This is a genomic window from Bombilactobacillus apium, assembly GCF_013385145.1.
GTDB classification, from domain to species: Bacteria; Bacillota; Bacilli; order Lactobacillales; family Lactobacillaceae; genus Bombilactobacillus; species Bombilactobacillus apium.
Genome location: NZ_JABZEC010000006.1, coordinates 103,637 through 129,587 on the forward strand (window position 1 = coordinate 103,637; position 25,951 = coordinate 129,587).

The following is a 25,951-nucleotide window of genomic DNA, read 5'->3' on the forward strand; positions in this document are numbered from 1 at the left end:
GTAAGTGCTCCACCACAGGTGACAGCACTTTTTTTGAGAAGGTGAAGCTGATGACAGCAACCATTTTAGATGGAACTAAGGTAGCAAAAAGAGCCGATCAGGTTTTTCAAGAAACAGTACAAGAATTAAAACAACATCAAATCATTCCTGGATTAGCCGTGATTTTAGTCGGTGATAATCCGGCGAGTGCAGTTTATGTTCGTAATAAACAACGGCGTGCGGAAAAAATTGGCTTAAATTATCAATTATTTCATTTACCCGTGACAGTTAGCCAAGATGAACTTTTAGAATTAATTCAACGTTTGAATCAAGATCCTCAAGTTGATGGCTTAATGGTCCAGATGCCTTTACCAGCCCAAATTGACGCCATGGTAGTAATGAATACCATTGCTCCTGAAAAGGACGTTGATGGTTTTAGTATCGCTAATGTTGGGCGGCTTTGGAGTGGGATGTTCGGTAATTTTCCGGGAACTCCCCGCGGAATTATGCGTCTTCTGCATGAATATCAGGTTCCGATTGCTGGTCAACATGCCGTAGTTATTGGACGCAGCGATATTGTTGGTAAGCCAATGGCTGCTTTACTATTGCGGGAGAACGCAACGGTCACAATCGCTCATTCCCACACGCGAGATTTACGTTCTTTAACGCGTCAAGCCGATATTTTAGTGGTCGCAGTTGGTCAAGCCGGTTTAATTTCTGGAGCCGACATTAAACCTGGAGCCGTGGTAGTTGATGTCGGGATGAATCGGAACGAGGCTGGAAAATTAGTGGGAGATATTGATTTTCCTAGTGTTGCTCAAGTTGCCAAAATGGTAACTCCAGTTCCCGGGGGAGTTGGTCCAATGACGATCACTGGTTTGTTGGAACAAGTGGTAACTCTGGCCCAGCGTCGAGTCGAGCAAAATGACTAGGAACTTGGAATATTTAACGGTTAGTGTTCTAACAAAATATTTAAAACGCAAGTTTGAAGCTGATCCGTATTTAAAACGGGTCTATTTGACGGGGGAAATTTCCAATTTTCGCCTTCGGCCTAAGCATCAGTATTTTTCTTTGAAAGATCAACGAGCCAAAATCTCAGCAATCATGTTTCAAAGCGCTTTTGCCAAACTTAAATTTCGTCCCGAAGAGGGAATGAAAGTTTTAGTTAGTGGTTACGTAAGTCTCTATGAGGCTAGTGGACAATATCAAATTTATGTTGATACAATGCAGCCTGATGGAGTTGGTGCTTTATATCAAGCCTTTGAGCAGTTAAAGACTAAATTACAAGAAGAAGGCGTTTTTAATTTACCCAAACGTCTAATCTCTAAGTTTCCACAGCGCATTGCGGTGATTACTAGTCCTTCAGGAGCGGTTTTACGCGATATTGTAACCACGGTCCAAAGACGGTTTCCGATTGTTCAATTAGTCCTTTTTCCTACGCAAGTCCAAGGAACGCAGGCTGCAGATAGCCTAGTGCAACAGTTGGCCCGAGTAAATGAACTGGGAAACTTTGATACTATTATTATGGGTCGAGGTGGAGGCTCAATTGAAGACTTATGGCCGTTCAATGAAGAACGGGTTGCGCGAGCAATTTTGGCTTCGCAGATTCCCGTGATTTCTTCGGTTGGTCACGAGACTGATACGACGATTTCTGATTTAGTGGCCGACTTACGGGCGCCAACGCCGACGGCAGCGGCGGAACTGGCTACGCCGGATTTACAGCAATTGTTATTTGATTTGCAACAATTGCGAACCAACCTTCTACAAGCGGTCCGTGTTTACTTGCAACATAAGCGCCAACAATTAGATATCTACCAACAAAGTTATTTATTTCAACATCCGCAAACGCTCTACCAAGATTATTTGCAGCGGGTGGATCAGTTAACGACCAAATTAGAAACGCAAACGATGCAGCTTATCCAAACCCAACGTCAACATTGGCGAATCCTGCAGCAATCATTGCAATATACACAGCCGAAGATTTCACCATTGCAAGAGCAAGTTCAACAGTTACAAAATAACTTACAGCTGAATTATGATCATTATTTGGGCCAACAAAGGCAAAACGTAGGTAATTTAATTAAGAACTTAGATAACTTAAGTCCTTTAAAAACATTACAACGAGGTTATGCTGTTGTTTCACAAGCTGGACAACCCTTGACGAAAGTGGCCAAGTTGCAGCTTAAATTGCCTTTGACCATCAAACTCCAAGATGGCGTTATTGAAGCTCAGGTAGAAAATAGTAAGGAGTCAGATCATGGCTAATAAAAAAAGTTTTGAAGATAATTTGGCAACATTGCAAGAGATTGTTGACCAGTTACAAAAAGGGGATGTTCCTCTGGAACAAGCAATGACTAAGTTCCAAACGGGAATGCAGTTAATCCAAGAACTTGACCAAACCTTAAAACAAGCTGAACAAAAGTTAACTAAAGTAATGGATACGAATGGTCAAGAATCTGACTTTCAACTCGATAGTTCCTCTAAGGATGAAGCTTAATGGAAGATTTTACCCAGTTTTGTACTAGTTGGCGTCCGCAAATAAATCGATATCTCCATGAACAAATTAGCCGCGAAGTTAAGCAGGCCGAATTGCGGGAGGGAATGTTGTACTCGCTTGATGCCGGGGGGAAGAGATTGCGCCCGCTATTAGCCTTAGCAACTTTAAAGACTTTTCAAGCACAAGTGGACTTAAAACCTTATTTGCGAATCTTCGGGGCAATCGAGTTAATTCACACTTATTCTTTGATTCATGATGACTTACCGGAAATGGATAATGATGACTATCGCCGGGGTAAATTAACTAACCATAAGTATTTCTCCGTCGGCCGGGCAGTTTTAGCTGGAGATGCTTTATTGACGCAAGCTTTTTTTTGGCTGAGTGATAATAATTTAGACTCAAGCTTAAAAAGCGCCCTAATTCAAACTTTATCCCAAGCTGCTGGTCCCCAAGGCATGGTGGCGGGACAAATGTTAGATATTATTAATACAGGTCGAACTTTAGATTATCCCGTAATTCGCCAATTAGATGCCCAAAAAACGGGAGCCTTACTCCAAGCTTCTGTTTTGATGGGGGCTCTTTGTGCGCAAGCAAACTCAAGTCAAAGACAGCATTTGCAGCAGTTTGCAGGCTCTTATGGAATTGCTTTTCAAATTTACGATGATTTATTGGATCTACAAAGTACTTCGCAAGCAATGGGCAAAGCAGTGGGAAAAGATGCTGTTGCTGGTAAAAATACTTACCCGCAACTCTTGGGGATTTCCCAAGCCCAAAAGAAACTACAAGAATTAATCCGAGAAGCCCAGCGCCAATTACAAGCTCTGCAGTTAGATACTAGCTTGTTAGATAGCAGCTTGGACTACTTTAAACAGGAGTAATAATTTGAAAAAAGAACGCGTTGATGTTTTAGTTTTTCAACAGCAATTAACCGGCTCTCGAGAACAGGCCCGCCGGGCAATCATGGCCGGACAAGTTTACGATAACAATAATTTGCGTTTAGATAAACCGGGAGAAAAGATTGCTGCAACTACTGTCTTACATCTCAAACAACTAGCCCATGAACAATATGTGGGTCGGGGAGCTTATAAATTAGAGAAGGCTTTGCGAGTTTTTCAATTAGATTTAAAAGATCGTCTCTGCTTGGATATTGGCGCTTCAACTGGCGGTTTTACGGATGTAGCCTTACAAAATGGAGCTCGAAAAGTTTACGCTTTGGATGTTGGCTATAACCAATTGGCCTGGAAATTACGCAATGATCCGCGAGTTGAAGTGATGGAAAGAGTTAATTTTCGTTATAGCCAACCGGAAGATTTTCAACTCGGACTGCCCGAGTTTGCGATGACGGATGTTTCTTTTATCTCCTTAAAGTTGATTTTGGTGCCGCTGCGTCAAATCTTATTGCCCGATCATGATGTGGTTTGTCTAGTTAAGCCGCAATTTGAAGCGGGACCAGAAAATGTAGGAAAACACGGAATTGTCCGGGATCCCCAAGTTCATCGTCAAGTTCTCACAATGATCACCCAGTTTGCTCTAGAACAACATTATGATGTCTGTGATTTAGATTATTCTCCAATTACTGGCGGTTCGGGAAATATTGAATTCTTACTCCATCTTCGCTTACGAAATCAAGTAGGGAAAATGAATCCCCAGCTTGATCTGGAGCAGGTTTTGACCCAAGCTTATGCGCAACTACGCTAAGTAGGTCCTTGAGGTACAGGAATGTTACAGGAATTAATTATTCAAGATTTTGCGATTATTAAGCAAGTCGATATTCAGTTTCATAATGGACTCAATGCTTTAACTGGAGAAACTGGTGCTGGTAAATCAATTATTTTGGATGCGGTTAGCTTACTTTTAGGCCAGCGGGCTCGTAGTGAAGCGGTTCGTCAGGGTTGTTCCAAAGCGGTCATTCAAGGATTGTTCATTTGGAATGCCCCAAACCAAAAGCCAATTCAAAATTTTTGTGAAGAACAGGGTTGGGACTTTAAAGAACAGTCTTTAATTATTAAACGAGAATTGCACAGTAATGGTCGTAATTTATGTCGGGTGAATGATCAACTGGTGACAGCGGGAACCTTGAAAGAATTAGGGCGGTTATTGGTTGATATTTCGGGACAAAATCAGAGTCAAAGCCTTTTGGATCCTAAAATTCATACGGCGACTTTGGATCAATTTGGTGCCCAAGATTTAGGTAGTTTGCAGGCTAGTTATCAAGTTGAGTATCAAAAGTATCAACAACTGCAACAGCAGGCAAGAGCTTTGCAGACTAATCAACAGCAACAAGCGCAACAGATTGATATTTTGCAATTTCAAGTTCAAGAAATTACTGCAGCCAATTTACAAGTCGGAGAAGAAGAACAGTTGCAGGCTCAACAACAACAACTGGCTAATTTTGTGATGATTCATGATAATTTACAAAGCGCCTATCAGCTGCTAGCGCAGAGTCCGGCAAATTTAGTTGATCGATTGGCGGAGGTAGTTAAATTGCTCCAGAAGATCGCGCCCTATGCGCCGGAATATGAACAGTTGACCCAAGTTTTCCAAAACTCTTACTATGATTTGCAAGATAGCCAAGAGCAGTTAGCTCAGAAGTTAGAATTGCAAGACTATGATCCGACGCAGTTACCAGAAATTGAACAGCGGTTACAGGTGATTCGAAATTTGGAGAAGAAGTATGGGGCTGATATTGCTGCCGTGTTGGCCTTTGGTGATCAGGCGCAACAACAATTAGAACAATTACAGGCTCAAGTTCAAGATCCGCAAGCTTTAGAACGGAAGTTGGCGCAACAAACGGAAATTTTAACCGCAGCGGCGCAAAAGATAACGCAGATTCGGACCCAAATTGCTCATCGATTGGAAAGGAAAGTGGCGCAACAATTACGGGCCATGTATATGGCACATACCGAGTTCAAGGTGCGTTTAATCCCCACAAAATTTACAATTTGGGGTCAAGAACGAGTCGAGTTTTACTTGCGAACCAATCTTGGAACCGATTTTCAACCATTAGTTCAAATTGCTTCTGGAGGTGAGTTGGCGCGCATAATGCTGGCTTTGAAAACCGTTTTGGCCCAGTATCAGCCTGTTGGAACTTTGATCTTTGATGAGATTGATACTGGGGTTAGTGGTCGCGTAGCGCAGGCAATTGGTGAAAAGATGGCCCAAATTGCCCAGCAGATTCAAGTTCTTTGTATTACCCACCTTCCGCAAGTGGCTGCAGTAAGTGATAAGCAATACTTGGTTGCCAAACAGGTGCAAAATCAAAGCACGCGAACAACAATTCAAATTTTAAAACCACGCCAACGAGTGGAAGTAATTGCCGAAATGTTAGAGGGAACCAAAGTTACAGCCATTACCAAACAACATGCTCATGAGTTATTAAAATTAGCTCATCCGCAGTTAGATTTGGAAAAATAGCCTTACAATCTTGAAAATTTGCTAAAATTGTTGCAATATAGTAATTATATTATTTTTGTTAAAGGTGGATGCGTGTTGGTGGAAAAAGGAATGCTGATTGTTTTATCTGGTCCGTCGGGAGTAGGTAAAGGAACTGTGCGGAAAGCAATGTTACGTGAGGGTTCTTTGAATCATTTTAAATATTCAGTTTCAATGACGACTCGAGAGAAGCGTCCCGGCGAGCAAGATGGTGTTGATTATTTTTTCCGAACGCGAGCCCAGTTTGAAGAGCAGATTGCCCAAGGCGGAATGCTGGAATATGCGCAATATGTTGATAATTACTATGGAACACCTTTAAAATATGTTCAGGAAACATTGGATAGTGGTTGGGATGTTTTCCTAGAGATTGAAGTTAATGGAGCTATGCAAGTGCGCCAAAAGATGCCTGATGGAGTGTTTATCTTTTTGACTCCGCCGGACCTAAAAAGTCTCCGGCATCGAATTACCGGACGAGGTTCAGAAGATCAAGCGACAATTGATAAGCGGATGGCTAAGGCCCGCGAAGAAATTAAGATGATGTCGAACTACGATTATGCGGTGGTTAATGACCAAGTTCCCCGAGCAGTAGCTCGGATTAATCAGATTGTGCAAAGTGAACATTTGCGAGTTCCCCGGGTAATTGATAGTTATCGAAAAATGATTGGAGATAAATAAATGATTTCATATCCTTCGATTGATAAGTTATTAAATCAAGTCGATTCACGTTATTCTTTGGCTATTTTAGCTGCTAAGAGATCCCATGAGTTAGAAAATGGGGACACTAAAATGTTGTCGAATTACAAGTCACCGCGTTCAGTCGGACAGGCGTTAGAAGAAATTGCGGATCAAAAAGTTGATATCAATCCTGATTCGATTCTTTCTGAACGGACAGCGGAAGCAGAAGAATTAATGGCTGAAAATAAACAAGAGAAACTTCAATCTTAAATTTGGAGTTTTGAACGGTAACTTCCATTAGGACCTTGGGATTCTAATGGATTTTTTTTCATAAAAAAGGAGGCTGACAGCTCTTTGTATGCCCAAGTGGTGGTTGATGTACCAACTCAACAGACAAACCATAGCTATGATTATTTAATTCCTGAGCTACTAGAAAGCGTGGTTGTTCCTGGAGTTCGGGTAGTAGTCCCCTTTGGTCGAGGGAAACGACTCGTTGTCGGCTTTGTTATTCAAGTTTTGGAAACTTCCCAATTTAAACGCCAGGTCAAACCTATTCATCATGTTTTAGACTTAACGCCAGTATTGAATTCCGAATTATTGGCCTTATCTAGTTGGTTGACCCAAGAAAGCTTTTCCTTTTGGATTTCCTGTTTACAGACCATGCTGCCGGGAGTTATGCGGTCTAAAGTTGAAAAGGTCGCGGTTGCCCAAACGTCAGCAATCCAAGCTTCTTCTTTATTTCAAGGGCGACCGATAATCCCTTTTCCGACGACTGCTTTGGCGCAACAACAATTGGCCAAATGGAAAAATCAGGGTTTAATTGAAGTTAATTATCAAGTTGCCAACCAGGCCCATCATCGTCAGCAATTGGTTTTAAAACGGAAGTCGCTTAACTATCAAGAATTACTAATGACTCTAAGTGGTCGAGCAAGCAAACAGCAACAACTGATGCAGTTCTTTTGGGATCATCCCCAACTCAAACAAATTAGCTATCAGGAATTAGAACAAAAATATCAGATCAGTGCGGCAACCGCGAATACGCTTGTCAAAAGGGGCTACTTTACCAAAGATAAAGTAGTTCAATGGCGCCAACCGGATACTGGACCCATTGTCAATACGCAAGCTCGAACCCTTACTGCACAGCAGCAACAGGCCTATCAGACGATCATTCAAGCGCAAGCAAAGCCAATTCTGCTAGAAGGAGTTACGGGAAGTGGCAAAACGGAGATTTATTTACAGGCTATGCAATATTTTTTGCAACAGGGCAAAACAGCCTTGATGCTGGTCCCGGAAATTTCTTTGACCCCGCAGATGGTGGCTCAAGTCCAAGGGCGTTTCGGTTCTCGAGTAGCCGTTTTACATAGCGGCTTATCTCAAGGAGAACGTTATGATGAATGGCAGCGAATCCAATTGGGGCAAGCCACAGTTGTCGTCGGTGCCCGATCGGCGGTTTTTGCTCCATTAAAGAATTTGGGAATTATTGTTATTGATGAAGAACACGAAAGTAGTTATAAACAAGAAGATAATCCCCGCTATCATGCCCGGTCAGTCGCCCTATGGCGGGGGCGTTATGCACACTGCCCCGTGGTTTTGGGAAGTGCTACCCCCAGCTTGGAGTCTCGGGCTCGCGGGCAAAAAAAGCTTTACCAATTAGTTCAATTAACTCAACGAGTGCACCAGCAGCCACTGCCCCCAGTTCAAATAGTTGATCTGCGGGAAAGTTATAATTTATCAGTGCAATTAGATTTATCACAGCCGCTGATTCAAAACTTACAATTTTGTTTACAAAAAAAAGAACAGGCAATTTTACTGCTTAATCGACGAGGTTTTTCAAATTTTTTGTTATGTCGAACTTGTGGGCAGGTGCCTCAATGTCCGAATTGCGATATTTCTTTAACCGTTCATCTCCAAAATAAGCAGTTGCTCTGTCATTATTGTGGCTACCATTGTGCGATTCCTCAAAAGTGTGACCATTGTGGTAGCAGGAAGCTCCGTTTTAGTGGTACGGGGACAGAGAAAGTGGAGCAAGAACTCCAAGAAGCCCTACCTAGCGCGCGGATAATTCGGATGGATAATGATACTACGGCACGGAAGGGGAGTCATCGCCGGCTCTTAAACCGCTTTGGTCAACAAGAAGCTGATATTTTATTGGGAACGCAGATGATTGCTAAAGGCTTAGATTTTCCCAATGTTACTTTAGTGGGAGTAATTAATGCGGATACAGGACTTGCAAGCAGTGATTTTCGGGCAAGTGAACGAACTTTTCAGCTATTAACGCAGGTTAGCGGTCGGGCCGGTCGTGATCAAAAGCCGGGTCGGGTGGTAATTCAAACTTATAATCCGGATAATTATGCGATTCAGTTAGCGGCGCGACAAGATTATGAACGTTTTTACCAAAAAGAAATGAATTTTCGCCATCAGGCCCAATATCCCCCTTATTTTTATCTAATTAAACTGACAATTTCCCATCGTCAGCGAGCTGCAGCGCTAAAGTTAGCTTATCAATTGGCTCAACAAATTAAACCAGTTTTGCAGAAGCGGGAAGTTTTGTTAGGACCCACCGAACCGACGGTTGCTCGAATTAAAAATCGGTATTATTATCAATTAGTAGTCAAGTATCGGCAAAATCCACCCTTATTACAGTTAATTAGACAGATAACTAATAATGTTCAAGTGGAAAGCCGCCATGGCTACTTAGTAAGTATTGACAATGAACCACAGAAAATGGAGTAGATATATGACGAAAGTTATTTTTATGGGAACCCCACCCTTTGCGGTCAATATTTTGGCCGGATTATTAGCCCAAAACTATGAGATTATGGCTGTTGTAACTCAGCCAGATAAGGCCGTTGGACGCAAGCATAAACTCCAAGCTAGTCCAGTCAAGGTATACGCCGAAGAACACGGCCTAAAGGTCTATCAACCGGCTAAATTAAGCGGAAGTCCAGAATTGCAAGGCTTAATCAAGCTACAGCCGGATCTAATAATTACAGCTGCTTTTGGACAATTTTTGCCTACGAGCTTATTAAAGGCTGCTCGATTAGCCGCTCTAAACGTTCATGGTTCTTTATTACCTCGCAATCGTGGGGGAGCACCGATTCAACGGGCAATTATGAATGGCGACCAAGAAACAGGGGTCACAATTATGTATATGGCTGCGCAGATGGATGCTGGTGATATTATTAGTCAAGTGGCAACTCCAATTAGCGCCACTGATACAGCCGGTGATTTATTCGCGCGCTTGAGTGATTTAGGGCGAGATTTATTATTAGAGACCTTACCCCAGGTTTTGGCGGGGACTAATTCACGCCAAGAACAAGTAGCAGATTTGGTAACTATTACTCCCAATTTAAGTCCGGAAGAAGAAGTTATTCAAGTTCAAAATTCAGCCCTCCAGATCAATCGCCAAGTTCGCGGTTTAAATCCTGAACCGGGAGCTTACTTCTCGCTCTTAGGTAGTCGAGTTAAAGTTTTTGCGACCAAAGTGGGGGACCAAACGACTACTAAAGAACCCGGACAAGTAGTTGTCCGAACTAAAAATGAACTAGCAATTGCTGTTGGTCAACAAACTGTTTTATATTTGGAACAATTGCAACCGGCAGGTAAAAAGATAATGCCAGTTCAGGCCTTTTTAAATGGCCAAGGAAGGGAGATTCAAGTTGGTGACCAAATCATTGACCAATAATCCCCGTTACTGGGCAAGTAAAATTCTGCAGCAAGTAAATTCGCAGGCCGGTTATTCCAATCTTTTGTTGAATAATTGTTTAAAAGGACAAGCCTTCTCCGCCGCTGATGGTCGACTCTTAGTCCAGCTAGTTTATGGAAGTTTGCAACATCAATTAACCATCGATTATTATTTACAAAAATATTTAAATCCCCATAAAAAATTAGCTCCGTTTTTACGTAACCTTTTACGAATTTCCGTCTATCAGATGTACTATTTAGATCGAATTCCAGAACGGGCCATTTTTTACGATGCTACCCAAATTGCCAAAGAGGTTGAAAATCCGGGAGCAGCTAAGTTGGTTACAGCGGTGTTACGTAATCTTCAACGCCATGGCCGACCGCAAATGGCTGCCGATTTGTCGACTAGTAAACAGTTAAGTCTTCAGGCAAGTGTTCCAGAATGGATTGTCGTCCAGCTGGAAAAACAAGTTGGATTAGAGAAAACAAAATCTATTTTAGCTAGTTTGAATCAAGCTCCGAGGAATTCTTTGCGAGTAAATTTAGAACAGACAATGGTAGCTAGTTTGCAACAAGAGTTGACAGACCAAGGCTTTGATGTTAGTGCAAGTAGTTTAAGCCCAATTGGTTTAGTCACAACCCATGGTGGTTCTTGGAGTCAAAATGAGTTGTTTCAAGCCGGAAAATTCACGCTCCAAGATGAGAGTTCGATGTTGGTAGCTCCAGCTTTACAAGTTGAAAAAGATCAGCAAATTTTGGACGCTTGTGCCGCTCCCGGAGGAAAGACAACACATCTAGCTTCCTATTTATCTACGGGGAAAATTACGGCTTTAGACTTACACCGAAAAAAGTTACACTTAATTGAGGAAAATGCACAGCGCTTACAAGTTACGGACCGGATTAAAACTCAGGCTCTAGATGCTCGTAAGAGCCAAGAAGTCTTTGCGGCGGCAAGTTTTGATCGGATCCTAGTCGATGCTCCATGTTCGGGTTTTGGTCTGATGCGCCGCAAACCAGAGATTCGTTACGAAAAAACTTTGGCAGATATTGAACATTTGGCTCAGATTCAGCAGGATATTTTAGAAACGGTAGCACCGTTGTTGAAAGTTAATGGTTTGTTAGTGTATAGTACATGTACAATTTTTGATCAAGAAAATCAACAGGTGGTACAGCACTTTTTGCAGCAACATCCTAATTATGCTTTAGTTCCAGTACAAACTCAGTTCGAATTATCTAAGATTCATCGCAATCAATTTGTGAAAATTTATCCCGATGATTATCAAACGGATGGATTCTTTATTGCTTGTTTAAAGAGGTTGAGATAATTGATGCAAGTTGCTTTTCAAACAGATATTGGGCGTCAACGCCAAAATAATCAAGACTATGTCCAGGCTTATAGCAATCAAGCCGGTGCTACTCTGGCTGTGGTTGCCGATGGAATGGGTGGTCACCGGGGTGGTGACGTCGCTTCGAAAATGGTGGTCGAACATCTAGGTTCAGCATTCGAGCAAACCCAGATGGCTGACATTGAAACGATCACTCATTGGGCCAAGGAACTCTTACTTGTAGAAAATCGCCGAGTGATTAAAGCTTCCCAAGAACAACTAGATCTTAAAGGGATGGGCACCACCTTAGTTGCCGCGGTAGTTGTTGAACCAGACTTATTGGTTCTCAATGTGGGTGATAGTCGTTGTTATTTGTTTCGAGAGCAACAATTGCAACAGTTAAGCTTTGATCATTCTTTAGTTAATGAACTCTTAGTTGCGGGGGCAATTACTCCCTTGGAAGCTAAGAACTATCCAAATAAAAATATTATTACCCAAAGCTTAGGCGTTTCTTCCGGTCTTGAACCGACAGCTAAACGCCTAACCCTGGAAAGTCAAGACCAAGTTTTATTGTGCAGTGACGGTCTAACAAACATGGTCTCTGAGACCAAAATCGCCGAAATTTTGGCACAACCCTTAACGACGCAAGCCAAATGTGATCTATTGGTAAAATGCGCTAATCAAGCTGGAGGTTTGGATAATATCACAGTCTTAATCCTAGATTTACAAGCTCATTGTGAGGTCAAGCCCGATGATTAATAAAGGGGATTTAATTGCCCAACGTTATTTAATTCGTGATACTTTAGGCGAAGGCGGGATGTCTAATGTCTACCTAGCTGAAGATACCTTTTTACATCGCTTGGTAGCATTAAAGAGTCTCCGTTTTGGCTTACAGGACAATCAGCATATCAAATTACGTTTCAAACGTGAATCGGTAGCAATGAGTAAATTGTCTAGTCCATATATTGTTAATATTTTTGACGTCAGTGCGGCTGACGATTTCCCCTATATTGTAATGGAGTATATTCCTGGGCCGACGCTAAAACAGTACCTGCATCGTAACTATCCTCTCCCTTATGCCCAAGTTGTCCAATTTATGTTGGAGATTCTTCAAGGGGTGGCAGTAGCTCATGAACACGGAATTATTCATCGGGACCTAAAACCACAAAATGTTTTATTAACGCCCGATGGTCATGTCAAAGTAACCGATTTTGGAATCGCTATTTCTTTGGGAGAACAGTCTATTACGCAGACAGACTCTACTTTGGGTTCGATTCAGTATATGGCTCCTGAACGGGTACGGGGGGTTCGAGCCACCGTCCAATCAGATATTTATGCCTTAGGGATTATTCTTTATGAAATGTTAGCTAATCATTTACCTTTTGAGGGGACAACTTCAGTTTCGATTGCCTTACAGCACTTTAATGAATCAATTCCCACTTTAGGTAAATTAACACCGGAATTACCGCAAGCTTTGGAGAATGTAGTTTTAAAAGCCACAGCCAAAGATCCTGCGGAACGTTATGCTAGTGTTTTAGAAATGATTACGGATTTGAAGACGGTCTTAGATCCTAATCGAGCTCAGGAAAGTCGTTTTGTCCCCTTATCGGCACTTACTAAAGCTGAACAAGCATTAGAAGCCACCAAAATTCTACCTAGTTTGGCTGTGGCTGACGGTCCGACTGGAAAAACAACCGGTCCGCAAGCGGAAGTAAAAGCAATCCATCGTCCTTGGTGGCGAAAAAAACGCTGGTGGACGCTGATTTTCGGACTTCTTTTGGCCTGTGTTCTTGGTGGTGGAAGTTACTATTGGTTTTATGCCCGCGAAGTTGCGGTTCCTGATCTAAGCAATTTAAGTGTCCATCAAGCTCAAGAAATGCTAACTAGTGTTGGTTTGAAAAGCGGCTCTTTAAGCCATCAGGTAAGTGGAAGTGTGGAGAAGGGAAAAGTAGTTCGCTCTTTACCCGCTACGGGAGTCCGCCTCAAACATCATGCCCCAGTGCGTTTAGTTTTGAGTCAAGGACCACAAATGCGGACCGTTCCCGATGTTGTTGGTTTAGCTTATACGACAGCCAAAAGTAAGTTACAACAGCAACATTTGCGGGTTAAACGTCAGAATCGTTACTCTAGTAAGGTTCCGATGGGGTTAGTTATTAAACAGGGAACCAAAGCTCACCGACAAGTTGTCAATCGTAAACAGATTGTAGTTACTGTTTCCTTAGGACCCAAGCTCCATTTGGTTAAGGTAAAATCAATTTTGGGTTATAATCTAAAAGCTGCCCAAAGTTACGCTAGCGGGGCTGGTTTAAATCTAGTTGTTAATAAAGTCGAATCTAAAGAAGATCCAGATACTGTAATTAGTCAAATTCCTGATCCAGGAACGCAGTTGGCGCCGGGAGATGACTTAACTATTAATCTATCTGTGGGGATCAATTCAGAAGCCGATAATGCAACAACTGCTAAGACAATTACCAAAGAAATTTCAATCCCTTATGATAAAAATCAAGGTAATACACCAGTCCAAATTTATCTTCAAGATAATAATCATAATATCCGCGATTTATATCAGAGTCTAAATATTAAAGATACAACGAAAGTCAAGTTACCCTTTACCCTAAATCGTAATGCTCAAGGGTCCTTTCGGGTTATCCAAAATAATAAAGTATTACTTAGTGATACAGTCACGAACAATTAAGGAGTTTTATGCAAACTGGTAAAATTATTCAGTCACTCAGTGGTTTTTACGATGTCTTGACTACTGACCAAAAAATTATCCGAACCCGAGCCCGGGGAAATTTTCGAAAACAAAAGATTAAACCGGTGGTTGGTGATTGGGTAGATTTTGAAGATGATTATTTGCGGAAAATTCATCCTCGAACTAATGAATTGGTGCGCCCGTTAATTGCCAATGTTGATCAGGCTCTAGTGGTTATTTCGAGTACTCAGCCAGAGTTTTCCTTTAATCTCTTGGATCGTTTTCTTGTAGTTTTAGAGGCCCAAAAGGTGCGTCCTTTGATTTGCGTTAGTAAGACTGACTTACTTTCAACTACAGCAGCTGAAAATTTAAAGATTGAACTTCAAGATTATCAAAAATGGGGTTATCTGGTCTTTAGTACGAGTGAAATTCGCAAAGATCATGCCAGTTTTCAAAAAAGATTGACGGGGCGCGAGACTGTCCTCGCAGGACAAACGGGTGCTGGTAAATCAACCTTGCTAAATTATTTGTGTCCTGAACTTAATTTAGAAACTGCTGAAATTTCAACGAGTTTAAATCGCGGTAAACATACGACTCGAAAAGTGACCTTATATCCTTACGCGGGAGGATTAATCGCTGATACACCGGGCTTTTCATCCTTAGCTTGGCAGCAAGTCGATTCGGTCAAATTACCTCAATTTTTTCCGGAGTTTGTCACCTATGGTAAGGATTGTAAATATCGCAGTTGCTTACATTTAAACGAACCGGGCTGCGCAGTTAAAGAGGCTGTGGCCCAAGAACAAATTAAAGCCCGACGTTACCAAAATTATTGTCAATTTCAAGCAGAATTAAAAGAGGAACGACCAATTTATCAGAAAAAATCAACTAAAAGGGGATAAATGTATGCAATCAGGGAAAATAGCACCCTCAATTTTAAGTGCCGATTTTTTGCATTTGGAAAAAGATTTAATTGCTGCTAAACAAGGGGGGGCCGACTTACTGCATATTGATTTGATGGATGGAGTTTTTGTGCCTAATTTATCCTTTGGTCCAGCGATAATGCAAGACGTCCATCGAACGGTTGATCTCCCCTTGGACGCCCATTTAATGGTTGCTTGTCCGGAAGACTACCTTAAACCGGTATTGCAAGCAGGAGCGAGCTTGATTAATGTTCATGTAGAAAGTACCAAACATATCTATCGTCTGATTCAGGAGATTAAAGTTCAAGGCGTTCAAGCCGGAATTGTTTTAAATCCAGGAACCAGTTTTTATAGCGTAGTGGATTTATTACCTCTGGTGGATAATGTCTTGGTGATGACAGTTAATCCAGGTTTTGGTGGTCAAGAATTTATTCCGGCAATGACTGGTAAAATCAAACAATTTGCTGATTTCCGCAGGGAAGAAGGGTTAACTTATCGTTTAGAAGTTGATGGTGGAATTAACGAACAAACGATAGTTTCCTGTCGCCAAGCGGGAGCAGATATTTTTGTAGCCGGTTCTTATGTCTTTGGTCATGATCTAGCTCAAAGGATTGGAAGTTTAAAAAAGGCGGTTCAGTAATAAGATGAATTATCCGATTGTTAATTTATTATTAGGCGCTCCGGAGGCTCAAAAAGAGGACTTTCGGTCCATAGAAGGACCTTGGATCGGTCTAGATCATGGCAATATTAGCTTATTAAATCAAAAGATCATTCCGGAAGTTAGTGCTGGCGACTTTGATTCTTTAACTTCTAAAGAAAAAATTCAATTAGAAGAAAATTGTCCCGATATTCGATATGCTAATCCTGTGAAGGACTTTACAGATTCTCAATTGGGAGTTCAAATTGCGTTAGAAGATTTAAAAGCGCAACATGTTCGGATTTATGGCGCCTTAGGCGGACGAATTGATCACGAATTGATTAATTTATTTCTGCCCCTGGATTTACCTCGGAAACAAGACATTCCTAAATTAGAACTTCTAGATGCTGGTAATTCTATTAGCTATTATTTACCGGGAAAATATCAAATAACTAAGTTAGCTTCAATGAAGTATTTAGGTTTTTTCAATCTTACACCGGTTGAGCATTTTACGATTTTTGATGCTAAGTATTGCCTCCATGACGCCAGTGTACAGCGACCAATTTCTTGGTCGAGTAACGAGTTTGTTCGGTCCACAGTTGATTTTGAATTTCAATCCGGAGTCATGGCAGTCATTCAAAGTCGCGATCAAAATAGCTAGTTTTCATAAAAGTAAGGGTTTTAGTAAAGATTATTTAATTCAAAAAACGTCTGGAAAATTTGGTTTTTCCCGACGTTTTTTATTTGGGGAGATAGTGTAATAAAACTTTATCTAACAAATTTTGTTAAGGTTAAGTGGCTAGGAAAGTTGAAAAATAAAATTTACCAAGACTGAAGAAAAAAGAAGATCTACTCTTTGCAAATAACTTGAGTAGCATTTATTAGCATATTATTAAAACCAGAAATTAAAAGCAAAGTAAGAATTTTAAAGTTAATGAATTTTTTAAACTTTAATAGTTTGAAATCTGCGGCAAAGTTTTTTCGCAATTATTATTAATAACAAATTTGTCACATGAATGATTGACATTTTTTTAAGAAATCGCTAACATGTTATTCGTAAACGGTATCATTTTGATCTTTGAGGAGGAAAAGCGATTCGTGAGTAAACAGGAAAATACTTGGGGGATTATTTTAGCAAGTCACGGTAATCTGGCTCAAGAGGCTTTGAATTCAGCAATTATGATTGCGGGACCGCAAGAACAAGTTCAAACGGTAGGCTTATATCCGGGAGAAAATTTGGAAACTTTAATTGCTAAATATCAAGAAGCTCAAGAAGTTTTAGGACAAGAAGAATTACTTATTTTGACTGATTTAGATGGTGGAACTCCAACCAATGCTGCCGCGCAGTTTGCTTTGCAAACACCTTTGAATGTGGCAGTTTTTTCTGGTTTTACTTTGGGATTGATTTTGGAAATCTTGACCCATCGACAAACTGATCTTGGCATTGTCAGCCAGCAGCTAACAACAAATTGGCAGGTGCCAGTTATTGATGAAGTAGCTAAATGGCAGCAATTTCAAGCTAGACTTGGATCTAATGATGAGGAGGATTTATGAGATGGCAGTAGAGTTAGTTCGAATCGATGATCGATTGATTCATGGACAGGTAGCGACAACTTGGTTAAAGGATTATCAAATTGAGCAAGTTTTAATTGTCGATGATGCTGTTAGCCAAGATGAAATGCGCAAGACGATGGTGAGTGTAGCTGCACCAGTCGATGTTAAGGTGAAAGTTTTTTCCTCGGCTCGCTTTCAACATGTCATGCAACGAGCGCAAATTAAACGCCGTACCTTACTTTTATTAACTAATCCGATCACAGCAGAAGATCTTGTCGCAGGGGGTTTTCCTATTTCAGAAATTATTGTTGGAGGGATGCGCAGGATGCCAGAACGCGAAATTATTTCGAAGGCCGTTAGCGCAACTGCAGCAGAACAGGCCGCTTTTCGCAAATTGGGTGAACAGCAAGTCAAGCTAACAATTCAAACGGTTCCGCGGGATGAAAAAAAAGATTTACTGAAGCTTTTACACTAGACCAAGCTCGGGCAATGAGCGGAAAGGATTGAAGGCAATTATGTTTTTAAGAGCATTGTTATTAGCCCTCTGGGGGAGCTTTTGTATGATCGACGGTAAAGCATTTCATTTGGGTTTCCAAAAGCCGTTATTAGCAGGAACTGGAGCTGCTTTAATTTGTGGTGATTTAACTCAAGGAATCGCGATTGCCGCTGCTTTAGAATTAATGTGGTTGGGAACTAATAACGTGGGTCTGTATACTCCACCGGATATTATCGCGGGTTCAATTATTGGAGTTTCAATTGGGGTCATGGCCAAGGGAGGAATTGCGACCGGAATTGCGGTTGCCATGCCTTCAGCAATTTTAGTTCAACAATTAAATATCGTGGCTTTAACGCTAAATATTGGTTTAGCTCATGCCGCTGATGCAGTTGCCGAACGAGGAGAACTTTTTTCGAAAAAGATTTCTCTGCTCCATTGGTCAGGTGGTTTAATCATGGGCTTGACTCGGTTTGTGCCAATCTTTATTGTGACTCTTTTTGGTGTTCCAGTAGTTAACCAAATTTTAAAATTTATTCCTAAAAATGTTTTAGATGGCTTGAACGTTTCATCGAAGTTAGTAGCTGCCGTAGGTTTTGCGATGTTGTTACGGATGCTAATTAAGAAACAATCTTGGGTCTTTTTACTGATTGGCTATGTCTTTTGTGCCTATATTAAAGTTCCAACACTGGGAATTGCGATGTTAGGAATTGTAGTGGCTTACTTCTACGATTTAATGATGACCGCTCGTTCAAATCAGCAAACTTCAACTGTGCAAGTCGAAGAAACTGGAACTGGAGCAGAAGAATTGGACGATGATGATGCGGAGGACTACGACCTATGAGTGAAAAAGATCAAAACCTAATGAGTAAGAAGGACATTAAGCATTTATTTTGGCGAATGCAAACTTTGTCCATGTCAGGAAATACCGAGCGGGGAGGCAACTTAGGTTATTTGTATTCCATGTTGCCTTTCTTACGTAAGAAGTATCGTGAAGCTTCTTTAGAGGCGCGTAAAGAAGCCATGCAACGGCACTTAGAGTATGTTATTACGCACCACGTGGCTTTTTTCCTTTTGATTGGGACTTCCATGGCTTTGGAAGAAAAGACTGCCGATGATGATAAGGAAATTGTCAGCAACACTAAGGTCAGTTTGATGGGTCCTCTAGCGGGTTTAGGAGATAGTATTTTAAGTTATACTTGGTTAGCTATTTGTGGCAGTATCGGAGCTACTTTAGCGACTAAAGGGAGTATTCTAGGACCAATCGTGATGTTTCTTATGATCAACGCTTTGTGGTTTCCCTTGAAATGGTTCGGCTTAAAAGAAGGCTATGAACGAGGAGTGTCTCTATTAAGTAATTCCAATAGTAAGACCGCTATTCAACGCTTTTCGACAGCTGCTAACGCCATGGGGACAGTGGTTGTAGCAGCCTTGGTGGTCAGCAATGTTCATTTACAATTAGGGATTAAGTTAAAGCTGGCCAAAGGAACAACCCTCAACTTTCAATCAATGCTGGATAAGATATTACCTAATTTGCTCCCAATTTTATTAACTTATGCTTGTTATTGGTACTTAAAAAAGACGAATGGAAAACATGTTGTATCTTTGATTATTGGTTTATTGGTTCTGGGAACCTTACTTTATATGTGGGGAATTATTGTTTAGGAAGAAAGGAATTTGTAATGAATTTTTATCAGATCGATTTTTGGGCCCAACAGTGGGTTTTGACTGCTGGAGAAATGGTACAGAATAAATTACAGCAAAAATTGGAAATTGACACGAAGGCTAATGCTCATGATTTTGTCACGAATATTGATAAATCTATCGAACAGTATTTAACAACAATGATTAGAAAGAAATTTCCGCAAGCGGCGATTATTAGTGAAGAAGGTTATGGTAATCAGACCCAAGTTGAAGTCGATGATTTAACTTGGGTGATTGATCCTATTGATGGAACCTCAAACTTGGTTTATTTTAAAAAAGATTTTGCGATTGTTTTGAGTGTCTATGCTGCTGGTCAGGGGAAGATCAGTTATATCTATGATGTTATGGATCATAAACTTTATCATTCTTTGGCAGGAGAAGGTTGTTTTGTCAACAATCGACCGCTAGCAACTCGACCAGATCGTTCTCTAGAAGACAGCGCCTTGGGTTGTCGTTTTGACTTTTTGACTCAGAATCGGGCGCATTCAATGGAGATTATGCGGCAAGCTCGCACTCTCAAAACCATGAGTTGTGCTTCCTTAGGGATGGTGGCTTTGGCTAAGGGAGAAATTGATGGAATGATTAATAAGAGCGCTATGAAACCTTGGGATTTACTACCTGGTTTAGCTTTCGCTCAAGAAGCGGGCGTTCAATTCTTGACTTTAAGTGGACAGGAATTTGATTTCCAGACTACACCCACCGATCAAGATATTATTGCGGCCGGTCCCCACTTAAATCAGGAAATTTTAGCAGCGATTCCGACTTCCAAGCCATAAAAAAAGAATTGGGATTGAATATCCCAATTCTTTTTTGGTAATTAAACTCGAAATTTAAAATTAAACTCGAGTTACTTTACCAGACTTTAATGTCCGAGCAGAAACCCAGACGCGCTTTGGTTGACCATCAACTAAAATCCGCACTTTTTGTAAGTTAGCTTTCCATGAACGCCGTGATGAGTTCAAGGCGTGGGAACGCTTGTTACCAAAAGTAGTCTTCTTACCAGTAATAAAATCTTTAGCCACGGGACAAACCTCCTTGTCCTAGATAAACTTTCTGTTGATATAACACTCTTGTGATAGTACCATTTTCAAAATTAGAATGCAAGAGTAATTGCAAGTGAAATTACTTGACAGGCTGAAGGTTGTTCTTTCTCTTTCGCAAAGCTAGGGGCTATGATAAAATTTAATATTGATACGATTAGGAATCGAGGTGTTTTCGATGGCAATATCAATTAAGACTAAGTTCGGTCAAGTTGAAGTTTCCAACGAAGTAATTGCTTCCGTTGTTGGCTGTGCTGCCACGGATATCTATGGAATTGTGGGTATGGCTAGCAAGAATCAACTTCGTGATGGAGTTAACGGAATTTTAAAGCGGGAGAATTATACGAAGGGTGTCGTTGTCCGCCAGGAAAAATCTGGGACGGTTGTTGACGTTTATATTATTGTTGGATACGGTGTGAAGATTTCTGAGGTGGGACGCAATGTTCAAAATCGAGTGAAGTATAACTTAGAAACCATGCTCGGAGCACCGACTGCAAAAGTTAATGTCTTTGTCCAAGGTGTTAAAATCCTAGAAGAAGATTAGTTGGAGGAGAATAGCAATTGTCAGTTGTTAAAACAATTACAGCGAGTGAATTTAGAACGATGGTGCGGCTGGCATCGCGTTATTTAAAACAGAATGCGCAATTTGTTAATTCATTAAATGTTTTCCCGGTCCCTGATGGAGATACCGGTACGAATATGAATTTAACCTTTCAATCGGGTTATAAAGCCGTTAATGAGGCTGAATCAGAAAATGTGGGTGAATTGGCCCAGTATTTAGCTAAAGGACTTTTAATGGGAGCTCGGGGTAATTCGGGAGTAATTACTTCGCAAATTTTTCGTGGTTTTGCTAAAAGTGTCCAAGGAAAGGCCACTTTAAACTCCTTGGATTTAGCTCAAGCCTTGGCTGATGGAGTTAAGACTGTTTATCAAGCTGTGATGAAACCGGTTGAAGGGACAATTTTAACAGTTGCAAAACAAGCTAGCGTTCAAGCTCAAGCAGTTGGTAATCAGGCCAGCGATGCCACAACGGTGATGGTCTCTGCTTTAGAAGGAGCGCAAACAGCGTTGGCGCAAACCCCGGAACTTTTACCAGTTTTGAAAGAGGTCGGAGTCGTTGATTCCGGTGGCCAAGGTTTGGTTTTTATTTACGAAGGTTTCGTAGAGGCTCTGGGTGGTGAAGTTGTTTCCAAGGATCACTATCAACCCGATGAAGATGAAATGGACGAAATGCTTAATGCGGCTCACCGCCAATCTGTCCAGCAAAATCAGATTACAACCGCTGATATTACGACGGCGGATATTAAGAATGGTTTTTGTACGGAAATGATGGTCCAATTGGGACAAGATCCTACAAGCAAGGAATTATTTGATTACCAAGGTTTTCGGGAACATTTAAGTGAACTAGGAGATTCCTTGTTAGTCGTTGCTGATGAGGAAGTTGTTAAAGTTCATGTGCATACACAACACCCACAAAAGATTTTTACTTACGGGCGCTGTTATGGAGCCTTAAGTAAAATTAAGATTGATAATATGCGGATTCAGCACGAGTCAATTGTTGAAACGGAAAAGCCCCAAGCTTCTCAACCGCAAAAAGATTATGGAATTATCGTGGTTGCTTCGGGAGCAGGCTTGCAGAAGCTTTTTAAGAGCCTGGGAGTCACGAACATTATTAGCGGGGGACAAACCATGAATCCCTCAACTCAGGATATTGTGGCCGCGATTAAAGAAACTAATGCCCAGCGGGTCCTGATTTTACCAAATAATGGGAATATTGTGATGGCCGCTCAACAGGCTAGTCAAGTGGTGGAGATTCCGACCGCAATTGTTCCAAGTAAGTCGATTGCCCAAGGCATGACAGCTCTATTATCTTTTGATACGACGGCGGATTTAGCAAGTAACCAAGAAGATATGACGGCTGCTTTGACGACTGTCAAAAGTGGGCAAATTACTACAGCGGTTCGTGATAGCAAATTGGATAATTTAGAAATTAAAGAAAATGATTATATTGGTTTAGTAGATGGCAAGATCGTTGCTAATGGCACTGATATCTTGGAATTGGGAACTGAGCTTATTGCTCAGATGGTTGACGAAGAAAGCGAAATTGTGACAATCTTAGTCGGTTCTCAAGGAAAGTCTAAAGAAGCTCAAGCTTTAGAATCCGCTATTGCAGACCAATTCCCCGAATTAGAATGCGAAATTCATCAGGGAGATCAACCAGTTTATCATTACTTGATTGCAGTGGAATAAGGATCAGTAATCTAGGGAGTAGCCAATGTCAGAACTGATGCAAGCGGTCAGTTATTTGCCCGGGGTAGGTCCCAAAACTCAAGCCGGACTAGCTGATTTGGGAATCACAACGATTTATGATTTATTATATTATTTCCCCAAGCGTTATGATGATTTGATTATTAAGTCAGTTCAAACAGCTCAAGATCAAGAAAAGTTAGTTTTAGAGGGTCTAGTAGCTAGTAGACCCTTGTTGAAACGTTTGGGTTATAAGAAGAGTTTATTAGTAGTCCGGTTGATAGTGGAAAATGAAGCTATCCCGGTTACTTTTTTTAATCAGCCGTGGTTACAAGATCGCTTTGTGGAAGGTCAAGTGGCTTTACTTTACGGCCGTTGGAGTCAAACTAAGCGATCTTTGACAGGGATGAAAGTTTTATCGCAACGTGAACAGACAGGGATGACCGAGGTTTATCAAACCAAGAAGCGGCTGTCGCAAAAAAATTTACGGAAGTTGATTACGGCAGCTTGGCAGAAGTATCAGCAGCAAATTGAAGATCCAGTACCCGTAAATATTAGAACTAAGTATCACTTGTTAACCGCCAGACAGATGATTGCTGGGATGCACTTTCCTCAAGATGAAGCCCAAGCCCAGGCAGCGCGGCGGACAGCTAAGTTTCAGGAACTGTTCTTATATCAAGCCCGCCTAATTCAATTGCGTTTGTCTTCTGACCAGCAGGCACCAGGCTTAGTGGAAAATTATAGTAGTGATTATGTTGCCCAATTTATTCAAAGCTTTCCTTTTCAATTGACTTCGGCCCAAAGCCGAGTTTTAAAAGAAATTTTAGCCGACTTGCGTCGGCCACAACCGATGGCCCGCTTGTTACAGGGGGATGTTGGTAGTGGTAAAACGGCGGTGGCCGCAAGCGCAATTTTTGCCAGCGTAACTGCCGGCTTTCAAGCGGCTCTGATGGTTCCCACAGAAATCTTAGCTCGCCAACATTATCAAAAACTGCTGCGCTTATACCAACCTTTTCAGATGAAAGTTGCTTTGTTAACGGGCGATTTAACTCCTAAAGAGCATCGCGAACTAGTGGCTCAGATTGAGCAGGGCAGCGTGAATATCGTTGTGGGAACCCATGCTTTGTTTCAAAAAGGAGTTACTTATCGGCAGCTAGGCTTAGTGGTAATCGATGAACAGCACCGTTTTGGAGTTAAACAAAGGCGAGCTCTTCGACAAAAGGGAACGGTTCCGGACACTTTGATGATGACCGCAACACCGATTCCCCGGACCTTGGCGATTACCGCTTATGGAGAACTAGACTTATCAACGATTGATGAACTACCCCAAGGACGACAACCGGTTAGTACCTATTGGCTGCGTTGGAGTAAGCTCGATCAAGTGGAGCACTTTTTGCGCCTTCAATTAGCCCAAAAGGCTCAAGCCTTTGTGATCGCACCCCTCGTCAGTGAATCAGAGCAGTTGGACTTGGCTAATGCGGAAGAAATTCAGCAAAAATTACAAAAGCACTTTACCCAAGCCCAAGTGGGCCTAGTCCATGGTCAGATGAATTCAACCGCTAAAGAGGAAGTAATGGCCGCTTTTCAAGCCCATGAGTTAGATATTTTAGTAGCGACGACGGTTGTTGAAGTTGGGGTTGATGTTCCTAATGCTACCGTAATGGTGATTTGTAATGCTGAGCGCTTTGGCTTATCGCAATTACATCAATTGCGGGGGCGGATTGGTCGTGGGCAACAGACGGCCACTTGTATTCTCTTGGCGGATCCGAAGAATGAAACTGCTTTACAGCGCTTGAAGATTATGACCGAGACTAACGATGGCTTCCGCCTAGCCCAACAAGATCTTCAGTTGCGGGGAGCCGGAGATTTTTTTGGTCAAAATCAATCGGGCTTACCGCAATTTAAAGTCGCTGATCCAGTTGCTGATACAGCAATGTTAACTACCGCCCGCCAAGAAGCGCGGGCTTTATTTACGGTTGATCCCCAATTGAATCGGTATCCGGTCTTGCGAGCATATTTAAAGATGAAAGCTCAAACTAGCTTAGATTAATGAGGTAAGAAAATGAAAATTGCAGTAGATACGATGGGTGGCGACTATGCTCCCAAAGTAGTAGTTGAGGGTGTTGAACGAGCTCGAAATGAATTTTCAGATTTAGAATTTTTGTTGTTTGGTGATCAGGAGCAAATTAAAAAGTATTTACAAGATTCCAAACGAATTACAGTTGTGCATACTAAAAGTGAAATTTTGGGAACCGATGAGCCGATGAAGGCGATCCGTAAGAAAAAGGATTCCTCGATGGTTTTGGCAGCTCAAGCGGTCAAAGATCAAAAAGCAGACGCTTTATTTTCCCTAGGAAATACTGGGGCTCTAATGGCAGCTGGGATTTTTATCATCGGCCGATTAAAAAATATTGCTCGGCCAGCTTTGATGCCGACCTTACCAGCGATGAGTGATCAACCGGGAATCTGTTATCTTGATGCGGGAGCCAATGCTGAGGTGAAAGTTAGCTATTTGGAACAATGGGCAGTTATGGCTTCTTTTTATGCTCGAGAAGTTTTAGGAGTTGCTAAACCAAGAGTGGGTTTACTTAATAATGGAAGTGAATATGATAAGGGTGACCGCTTGCATCAAGAAGCTTATCAAGCTTTAAAAGAACTAGCTTCAGTGAATTTTGTTGGCAATGTTGAAGCCGACAATTTACTCAAAGGTGTTGCTGATGTTGTGGTTACCGACGGATTCACCGGCAATGCGGTTTTAAAGGCGACTGAGGGTAGTGTCAAGATTTTGATTTCCCAGCTCAAACAGGCTTTATTGACCCAAGGATTACGATCCAAACTAGGAGCCCTCTTAGCTAAGCCAGCCTTAAAGTCAATTAAAGATACTTTTGATGTCTCGGCTTATGGTGGGGCGGTTTTAATGGGGGTCAAAGCTCCCGTAGTAAAATCTCATGGATCTTCCGATGCCCGGACTATTTATTACGCTTTAGTGCAATTACGATTGATGTATAATAAAGGAATGCTGATGCAAGTTATGACCTATTTTGATCAGCAGAAAAAGGAGTCTTAAAA

At 41.5% G+C, this 25,951-nt stretch carries 26 protein-coding genes; 25 read left to right on the plus strand and 1 reads right to left on the minus strand.

Going from position 1 to position 25,951, the window contains the following annotated elements; translation table 11 throughout:
• Positions 1-50 precede the first annotated feature (50 nt).
• From folD to HU830_RS07390, 21 genes are all read left to right on the plus strand, one after another.
• Positions 51-911, plus strand: a complete 861-nt coding sequence (gene folD / locus HU830_RS07290; RefSeq protein ID WP_176943108.1) for a bifunctional methylenetetrahydrofolate dehydrogenase/methenyltetrahydrofolate cyclohydrolase FolD — start codon at positions 51-53, stop codon at positions 909-911.
• A complete protein-coding gene (xseA, locus tag HU830_RS07295; RefSeq protein ID WP_176943109.1) occupies positions 904-2,244 on the plus strand; it encodes an exodeoxyribonuclease VII large subunit in 1,341 nt (446 codons plus the stop codon). Before folD ends, xseA begins: the two co-directional genes overlap by 8 nt.
• Positions 2,237-2,476, plus strand: coding sequence for an exodeoxyribonuclease VII small subunit (locus HU830_RS07300; protein WP_176943110.1), 240 nt, complete (start codon positions 2,237-2,239; stop codon positions 2,474-2,476). Before xseA ends, HU830_RS07300 begins: the two co-directional genes overlap by 8 nt.
• Complete coding sequence (locus tag HU830_RS07305) at positions 2,476-3,354, plus strand: polyprenyl synthetase family protein (protein ID WP_176943111.1); 879 nt, start codon at positions 2,476-2,478, stop codon at positions 3,352-3,354. The genes HU830_RS07300 and HU830_RS07305 overlap by 1 nt, the downstream gene beginning before the upstream one ends.
• Positions 3,355-3,358: 4 nt before the next feature.
• Positions 3,359-4,174 (plus strand): TlyA family RNA methyltransferase, encoded by an 816-nt coding sequence (locus HU830_RS07310; RefSeq protein ID WP_176943112.1) that lies wholly within the window; start codon positions 3,359-3,361, stop codon positions 4,172-4,174.
• A 21-nt stretch (positions 4,175-4,195) separates the two neighbouring features.
• Complete coding sequence (gene recN, locus HU830_RS07315; RefSeq protein ID WP_176943113.1) at positions 4,196-5,890, plus strand: DNA repair protein RecN; 1,695 nt, start codon at positions 4,196-4,198, stop codon at positions 5,888-5,890.
• Positions 5,891-5,965: 75 nt separating this feature from the next.
• Positions 5,966-6,583, plus strand: a complete 618-nt coding sequence (gene gmk / locus HU830_RS07320; RefSeq protein ID WP_176943114.1) for a guanylate kinase — start codon at positions 5,966-5,968, stop codon at positions 6,581-6,583.
• On the plus strand, positions 6,584-6,853 hold the full coding sequence (rpoZ, locus tag HU830_RS07325) for a DNA-directed RNA polymerase subunit omega (RefSeq protein WP_176943115.1): 270 nt from the start codon (positions 6,584-6,586) through the stop codon (positions 6,851-6,853). It abuts the gene before it with no gap.
• A gap of 84 nt (positions 6,854-6,937) precedes the next feature.
• On the plus strand, positions 6,938-9,316 hold the full coding sequence (gene priA, locus HU830_RS07330; protein ID WP_176943116.1) for a primosomal protein N': 2,379 nt from the start codon (positions 6,938-6,940) through the stop codon (positions 9,314-9,316).
• A gap of 4 nt (positions 9,317-9,320) precedes the next feature.
• Positions 9,321-10,268, plus strand: a complete 948-nt coding sequence (gene fmt, locus HU830_RS07335) for a methionyl-tRNA formyltransferase (protein ID WP_176943117.1) — start codon at positions 9,321-9,323, stop codon at positions 10,266-10,268.
• Positions 10,246-11,592 (plus strand): 16S rRNA (cytosine(967)-C(5))-methyltransferase RsmB, encoded by a 1,347-nt coding sequence (gene rsmB, locus HU830_RS07340; RefSeq protein ID WP_324196344.1) that lies wholly within the window; start codon positions 10,246-10,248, stop codon positions 11,590-11,592. The genes fmt and rsmB overlap by 23 nt, the downstream gene beginning before the upstream one ends.
• A 3-nt stretch (positions 11,593-11,595) precedes the next feature.
• Positions 11,596-12,351 (plus strand): Stp1/IreP family PP2C-type Ser/Thr phosphatase, encoded by a 756-nt coding sequence (locus tag HU830_RS07345; protein WP_176943119.1) that lies wholly within the window; start codon positions 11,596-11,598, stop codon positions 12,349-12,351.
• Positions 12,344-14,287: a Stk1 family PASTA domain-containing Ser/Thr kinase gene (pknB, locus tag HU830_RS07350; protein ID WP_176943120.1), complete on the plus strand. Its 1,944-nt coding sequence runs from the start codon at positions 12,344-12,346 to the stop codon at positions 14,285-14,287. The genes HU830_RS07345 and pknB overlap by 8 nt, the downstream gene beginning before the upstream one ends.
• 8 nt (positions 14,288-14,295) lie before the next feature.
• Complete coding sequence (gene rsgA / locus HU830_RS07355) at positions 14,296-15,186, plus strand: ribosome small subunit-dependent GTPase A (protein ID WP_176943121.1); 891 nt, start codon at positions 14,296-14,298, stop codon at positions 15,184-15,186.
• A gap of 4 nt (positions 15,187-15,190) precedes the next feature.
• Positions 15,191-15,847 carry a ribulose-phosphate 3-epimerase gene (gene rpe, locus HU830_RS07360; RefSeq protein WP_176943122.1) on the plus strand — a complete coding sequence of 219 codons (657 nt, stop codon included), beginning with the start codon at positions 15,191-15,193 and terminating at the stop codon, positions 15,845-15,847.
• A 4-nt stretch (positions 15,848-15,851) separates the two neighbouring features.
• Positions 15,852-16,505 carry a thiamine diphosphokinase gene (locus HU830_RS07365; protein ID WP_176943123.1) on the plus strand — a complete coding sequence of 218 codons (654 nt, stop codon included), beginning with the start codon at positions 15,852-15,854 and terminating at the stop codon, positions 16,503-16,505.
• A 437-nt stretch (positions 16,506-16,942) separates the two neighbouring features.
• Entirely contained in the window at positions 16,943-17,398 is a 456-nt protein-coding gene (locus HU830_RS07370; RefSeq protein WP_176943124.1) for a PTS sugar transporter subunit IIA, read from the plus strand.
• 1 nt (position 17,399) lies between these two features.
• On the plus strand, positions 17,400-17,873 hold the full coding sequence (locus tag HU830_RS07375; RefSeq protein WP_176943125.1) for a PTS system mannose/fructose/N-acetylgalactosamine-transporter subunit IIB: 474 nt from the start codon (positions 17,400-17,402) through the stop codon (positions 17,871-17,873).
• A 40-nt stretch (positions 17,874-17,913) separates the two neighbouring features.
• Complete coding sequence (locus HU830_RS07380) at positions 17,914-18,735, plus strand: PTS mannose/fructose/sorbose/N-acetylgalactosamine transporter subunit IIC (RefSeq protein ID WP_176943126.1); 822 nt, start codon at positions 17,914-17,916, stop codon at positions 18,733-18,735.
• Positions 18,732-19,556 (plus strand): PTS system mannose/fructose/sorbose family transporter subunit IID, encoded by an 825-nt coding sequence (locus HU830_RS07385; protein ID WP_176943127.1) that lies wholly within the window; start codon positions 18,732-18,734, stop codon positions 19,554-19,556. Before HU830_RS07380 ends, HU830_RS07385 begins: the two co-directional genes overlap by 4 nt.
• A 17-nt stretch (positions 19,557-19,573) precedes the next feature.
• Entirely contained in the window at positions 19,574-20,371 is a 798-nt protein-coding gene (locus tag HU830_RS07390) for an inositol monophosphatase family protein (RefSeq protein ID WP_176943128.1), read from the plus strand.
• Between the two features lie 60 nt (positions 20,372-20,431).
• Here the strand turns inward: HU830_RS07390 and rpmB are convergent, their stop codons facing one another.
• Positions 20,432-20,617 carry a 50S ribosomal protein L28 gene (gene rpmB / locus HU830_RS07395; protein WP_176943129.1) on the minus strand — a complete coding sequence of 62 codons (186 nt, stop codon included), beginning with the start codon at positions 20,615-20,617 and terminating at the stop codon, positions 20,432-20,434.
• Positions 20,618-20,813: 196 nt separating this feature from the next.
• On the opposite strand from rpmB, the gene HU830_RS07400 reads away from it, so the two are divergent.
• From HU830_RS07400 to plsX, 4 genes are read left to right on the plus strand one after another with little or no spacing between them, the layout of a single operon-like run.
• On the plus strand, positions 20,814-21,179 hold the full coding sequence (locus HU830_RS07400) for an Asp23/Gls24 family envelope stress response protein (RefSeq protein ID WP_176943130.1): 366 nt from the start codon (positions 20,814-20,816) through the stop codon (positions 21,177-21,179).
• Between the two features lie 59 nt (positions 21,180-21,238).
• Positions 21,239-22,885, plus strand: coding sequence for a DAK2 domain-containing protein (locus HU830_RS07405; protein WP_176943165.1), 1,647 nt, complete (start codon positions 21,239-21,241; stop codon positions 22,883-22,885).
• A gap of 25 nt (positions 22,886-22,910) precedes the next feature.
• Complete coding sequence (gene recG / locus HU830_RS07410; RefSeq protein WP_176943131.1) at positions 22,911-24,932, plus strand: ATP-dependent DNA helicase RecG; 2,022 nt, start codon at positions 22,911-22,913, stop codon at positions 24,930-24,932.
• Positions 24,933-24,944: 12 nt separating this feature from the next.
• A complete protein-coding gene (gene plsX, locus HU830_RS07415; RefSeq protein ID WP_176943132.1) occupies positions 24,945-25,949 on the plus strand; it encodes a phosphate acyltransferase PlsX in 1,005 nt (334 codons plus the stop codon).
• Positions 25,950-25,951 lie beyond the last annotated feature (2 nt).

What these genes read in the sequence shown, in the direction of transcription:
- HU830_RS07300 (WP_176943110.1), top strand. Translation starts at nt 2,237, where the DNA reads ATGGCTAATAAAAAAAGTTTTGAAGATAATTTGGCAACATTGCAAGAG.
- HU830_RS07385 (WP_176943127.1), top strand. Translation starts at nt 18,732, where the DNA reads ATGAGTGAAAAAGATCAAAACCTAATGAGTAAGAAGGACATTAAGCAT.
- HU830_RS07405 (WP_176943165.1), top strand. Translation starts at nt 21,239, where the DNA reads ATGGTGCGGCTGGCATCGCGTTATTTAAAACAGAATGCGCAATTTGTT.
- HU830_RS07365 (WP_176943123.1), top strand. Translation starts at nt 15,852, where the DNA reads ATGAATTATCCGATTGTTAATTTATTATTAGGCGCTCCGGAGGCTCAA.
- rpoZ (WP_176943115.1), top strand. Translation starts at nt 6,584, where the DNA reads ATGATTTCATATCCTTCGATTGATAAGTTATTAAATCAAGTCGATTCA.
- HU830_RS07390 (WP_176943128.1), top strand. Translation starts at nt 19,574, where the DNA reads ATGAATTTTTATCAGATCGATTTTTGGGCCCAACAGTGGGTTTTGACT.
- rpe (WP_176943122.1), top strand. Translation starts at nt 15,191, where the DNA reads ATGCAATCAGGGAAAATAGCACCCTCAATTTTAAGTGCCGATTTTTTG.
- HU830_RS07305 (WP_176943111.1), top strand. Translation starts at nt 2,476, where the DNA reads ATGGAAGATTTTACCCAGTTTTGTACTAGTTGGCGTCCGCAAATAAAT.
- folD (WP_176943108.1), top strand. Translation starts at nt 51, where the DNA reads ATGACAGCAACCATTTTAGATGGAACTAAGGTAGCAAAAAGAGCCGAT.
- HU830_RS07400 (WP_176943130.1), top strand. Translation starts at nt 20,814, where the DNA reads ATGGCAATATCAATTAAGACTAAGTTCGGTCAAGTTGAAGTTTCCAAC.
- recG (WP_176943131.1), top strand. Translation starts at nt 22,911, where the DNA reads ATGTCAGAACTGATGCAAGCGGTCAGTTATTTGCCCGGGGTAGGTCCC.
- HU830_RS07345 (WP_176943119.1), top strand. Translation starts at nt 11,596, where the DNA reads ATGCAAGTTGCTTTTCAAACAGATATTGGGCGTCAACGCCAAAATAAT.
- HU830_RS07375 (WP_176943125.1), top strand. Translation starts at nt 17,400, where the DNA reads ATGGCAGTAGAGTTAGTTCGAATCGATGATCGATTGATTCATGGACAG.
- HU830_RS07380 (WP_176943126.1), top strand. Translation starts at nt 17,914, where the DNA reads ATGTTTTTAAGAGCATTGTTATTAGCCCTCTGGGGGAGCTTTTGTATG.
- pknB (WP_176943120.1), top strand. Translation starts at nt 12,344, where the DNA reads ATGATTAATAAAGGGGATTTAATTGCCCAACGTTATTTAATTCGTGAT.
- xseA (WP_176943109.1), top strand. Translation starts at nt 904, where the DNA reads ATGACTAGGAACTTGGAATATTTAACGGTTAGTGTTCTAACAAAATAT.
- plsX (WP_176943132.1), top strand. Translation starts at nt 24,945, where the DNA reads ATGAAAATTGCAGTAGATACGATGGGTGGCGACTATGCTCCCAAAGTA.
- recN (WP_176943113.1), top strand. Translation starts at nt 4,196, where the DNA reads ATGTTACAGGAATTAATTATTCAAGATTTTGCGATTATTAAGCAAGTC.
- rsgA (WP_176943121.1), top strand. Translation starts at nt 14,296, where the DNA reads ATGCAAACTGGTAAAATTATTCAGTCACTCAGTGGTTTTTACGATGTC.
- fmt (WP_176943117.1), top strand. Translation starts at nt 9,321, where the DNA reads ATGACGAAAGTTATTTTTATGGGAACCCCACCCTTTGCGGTCAATATT.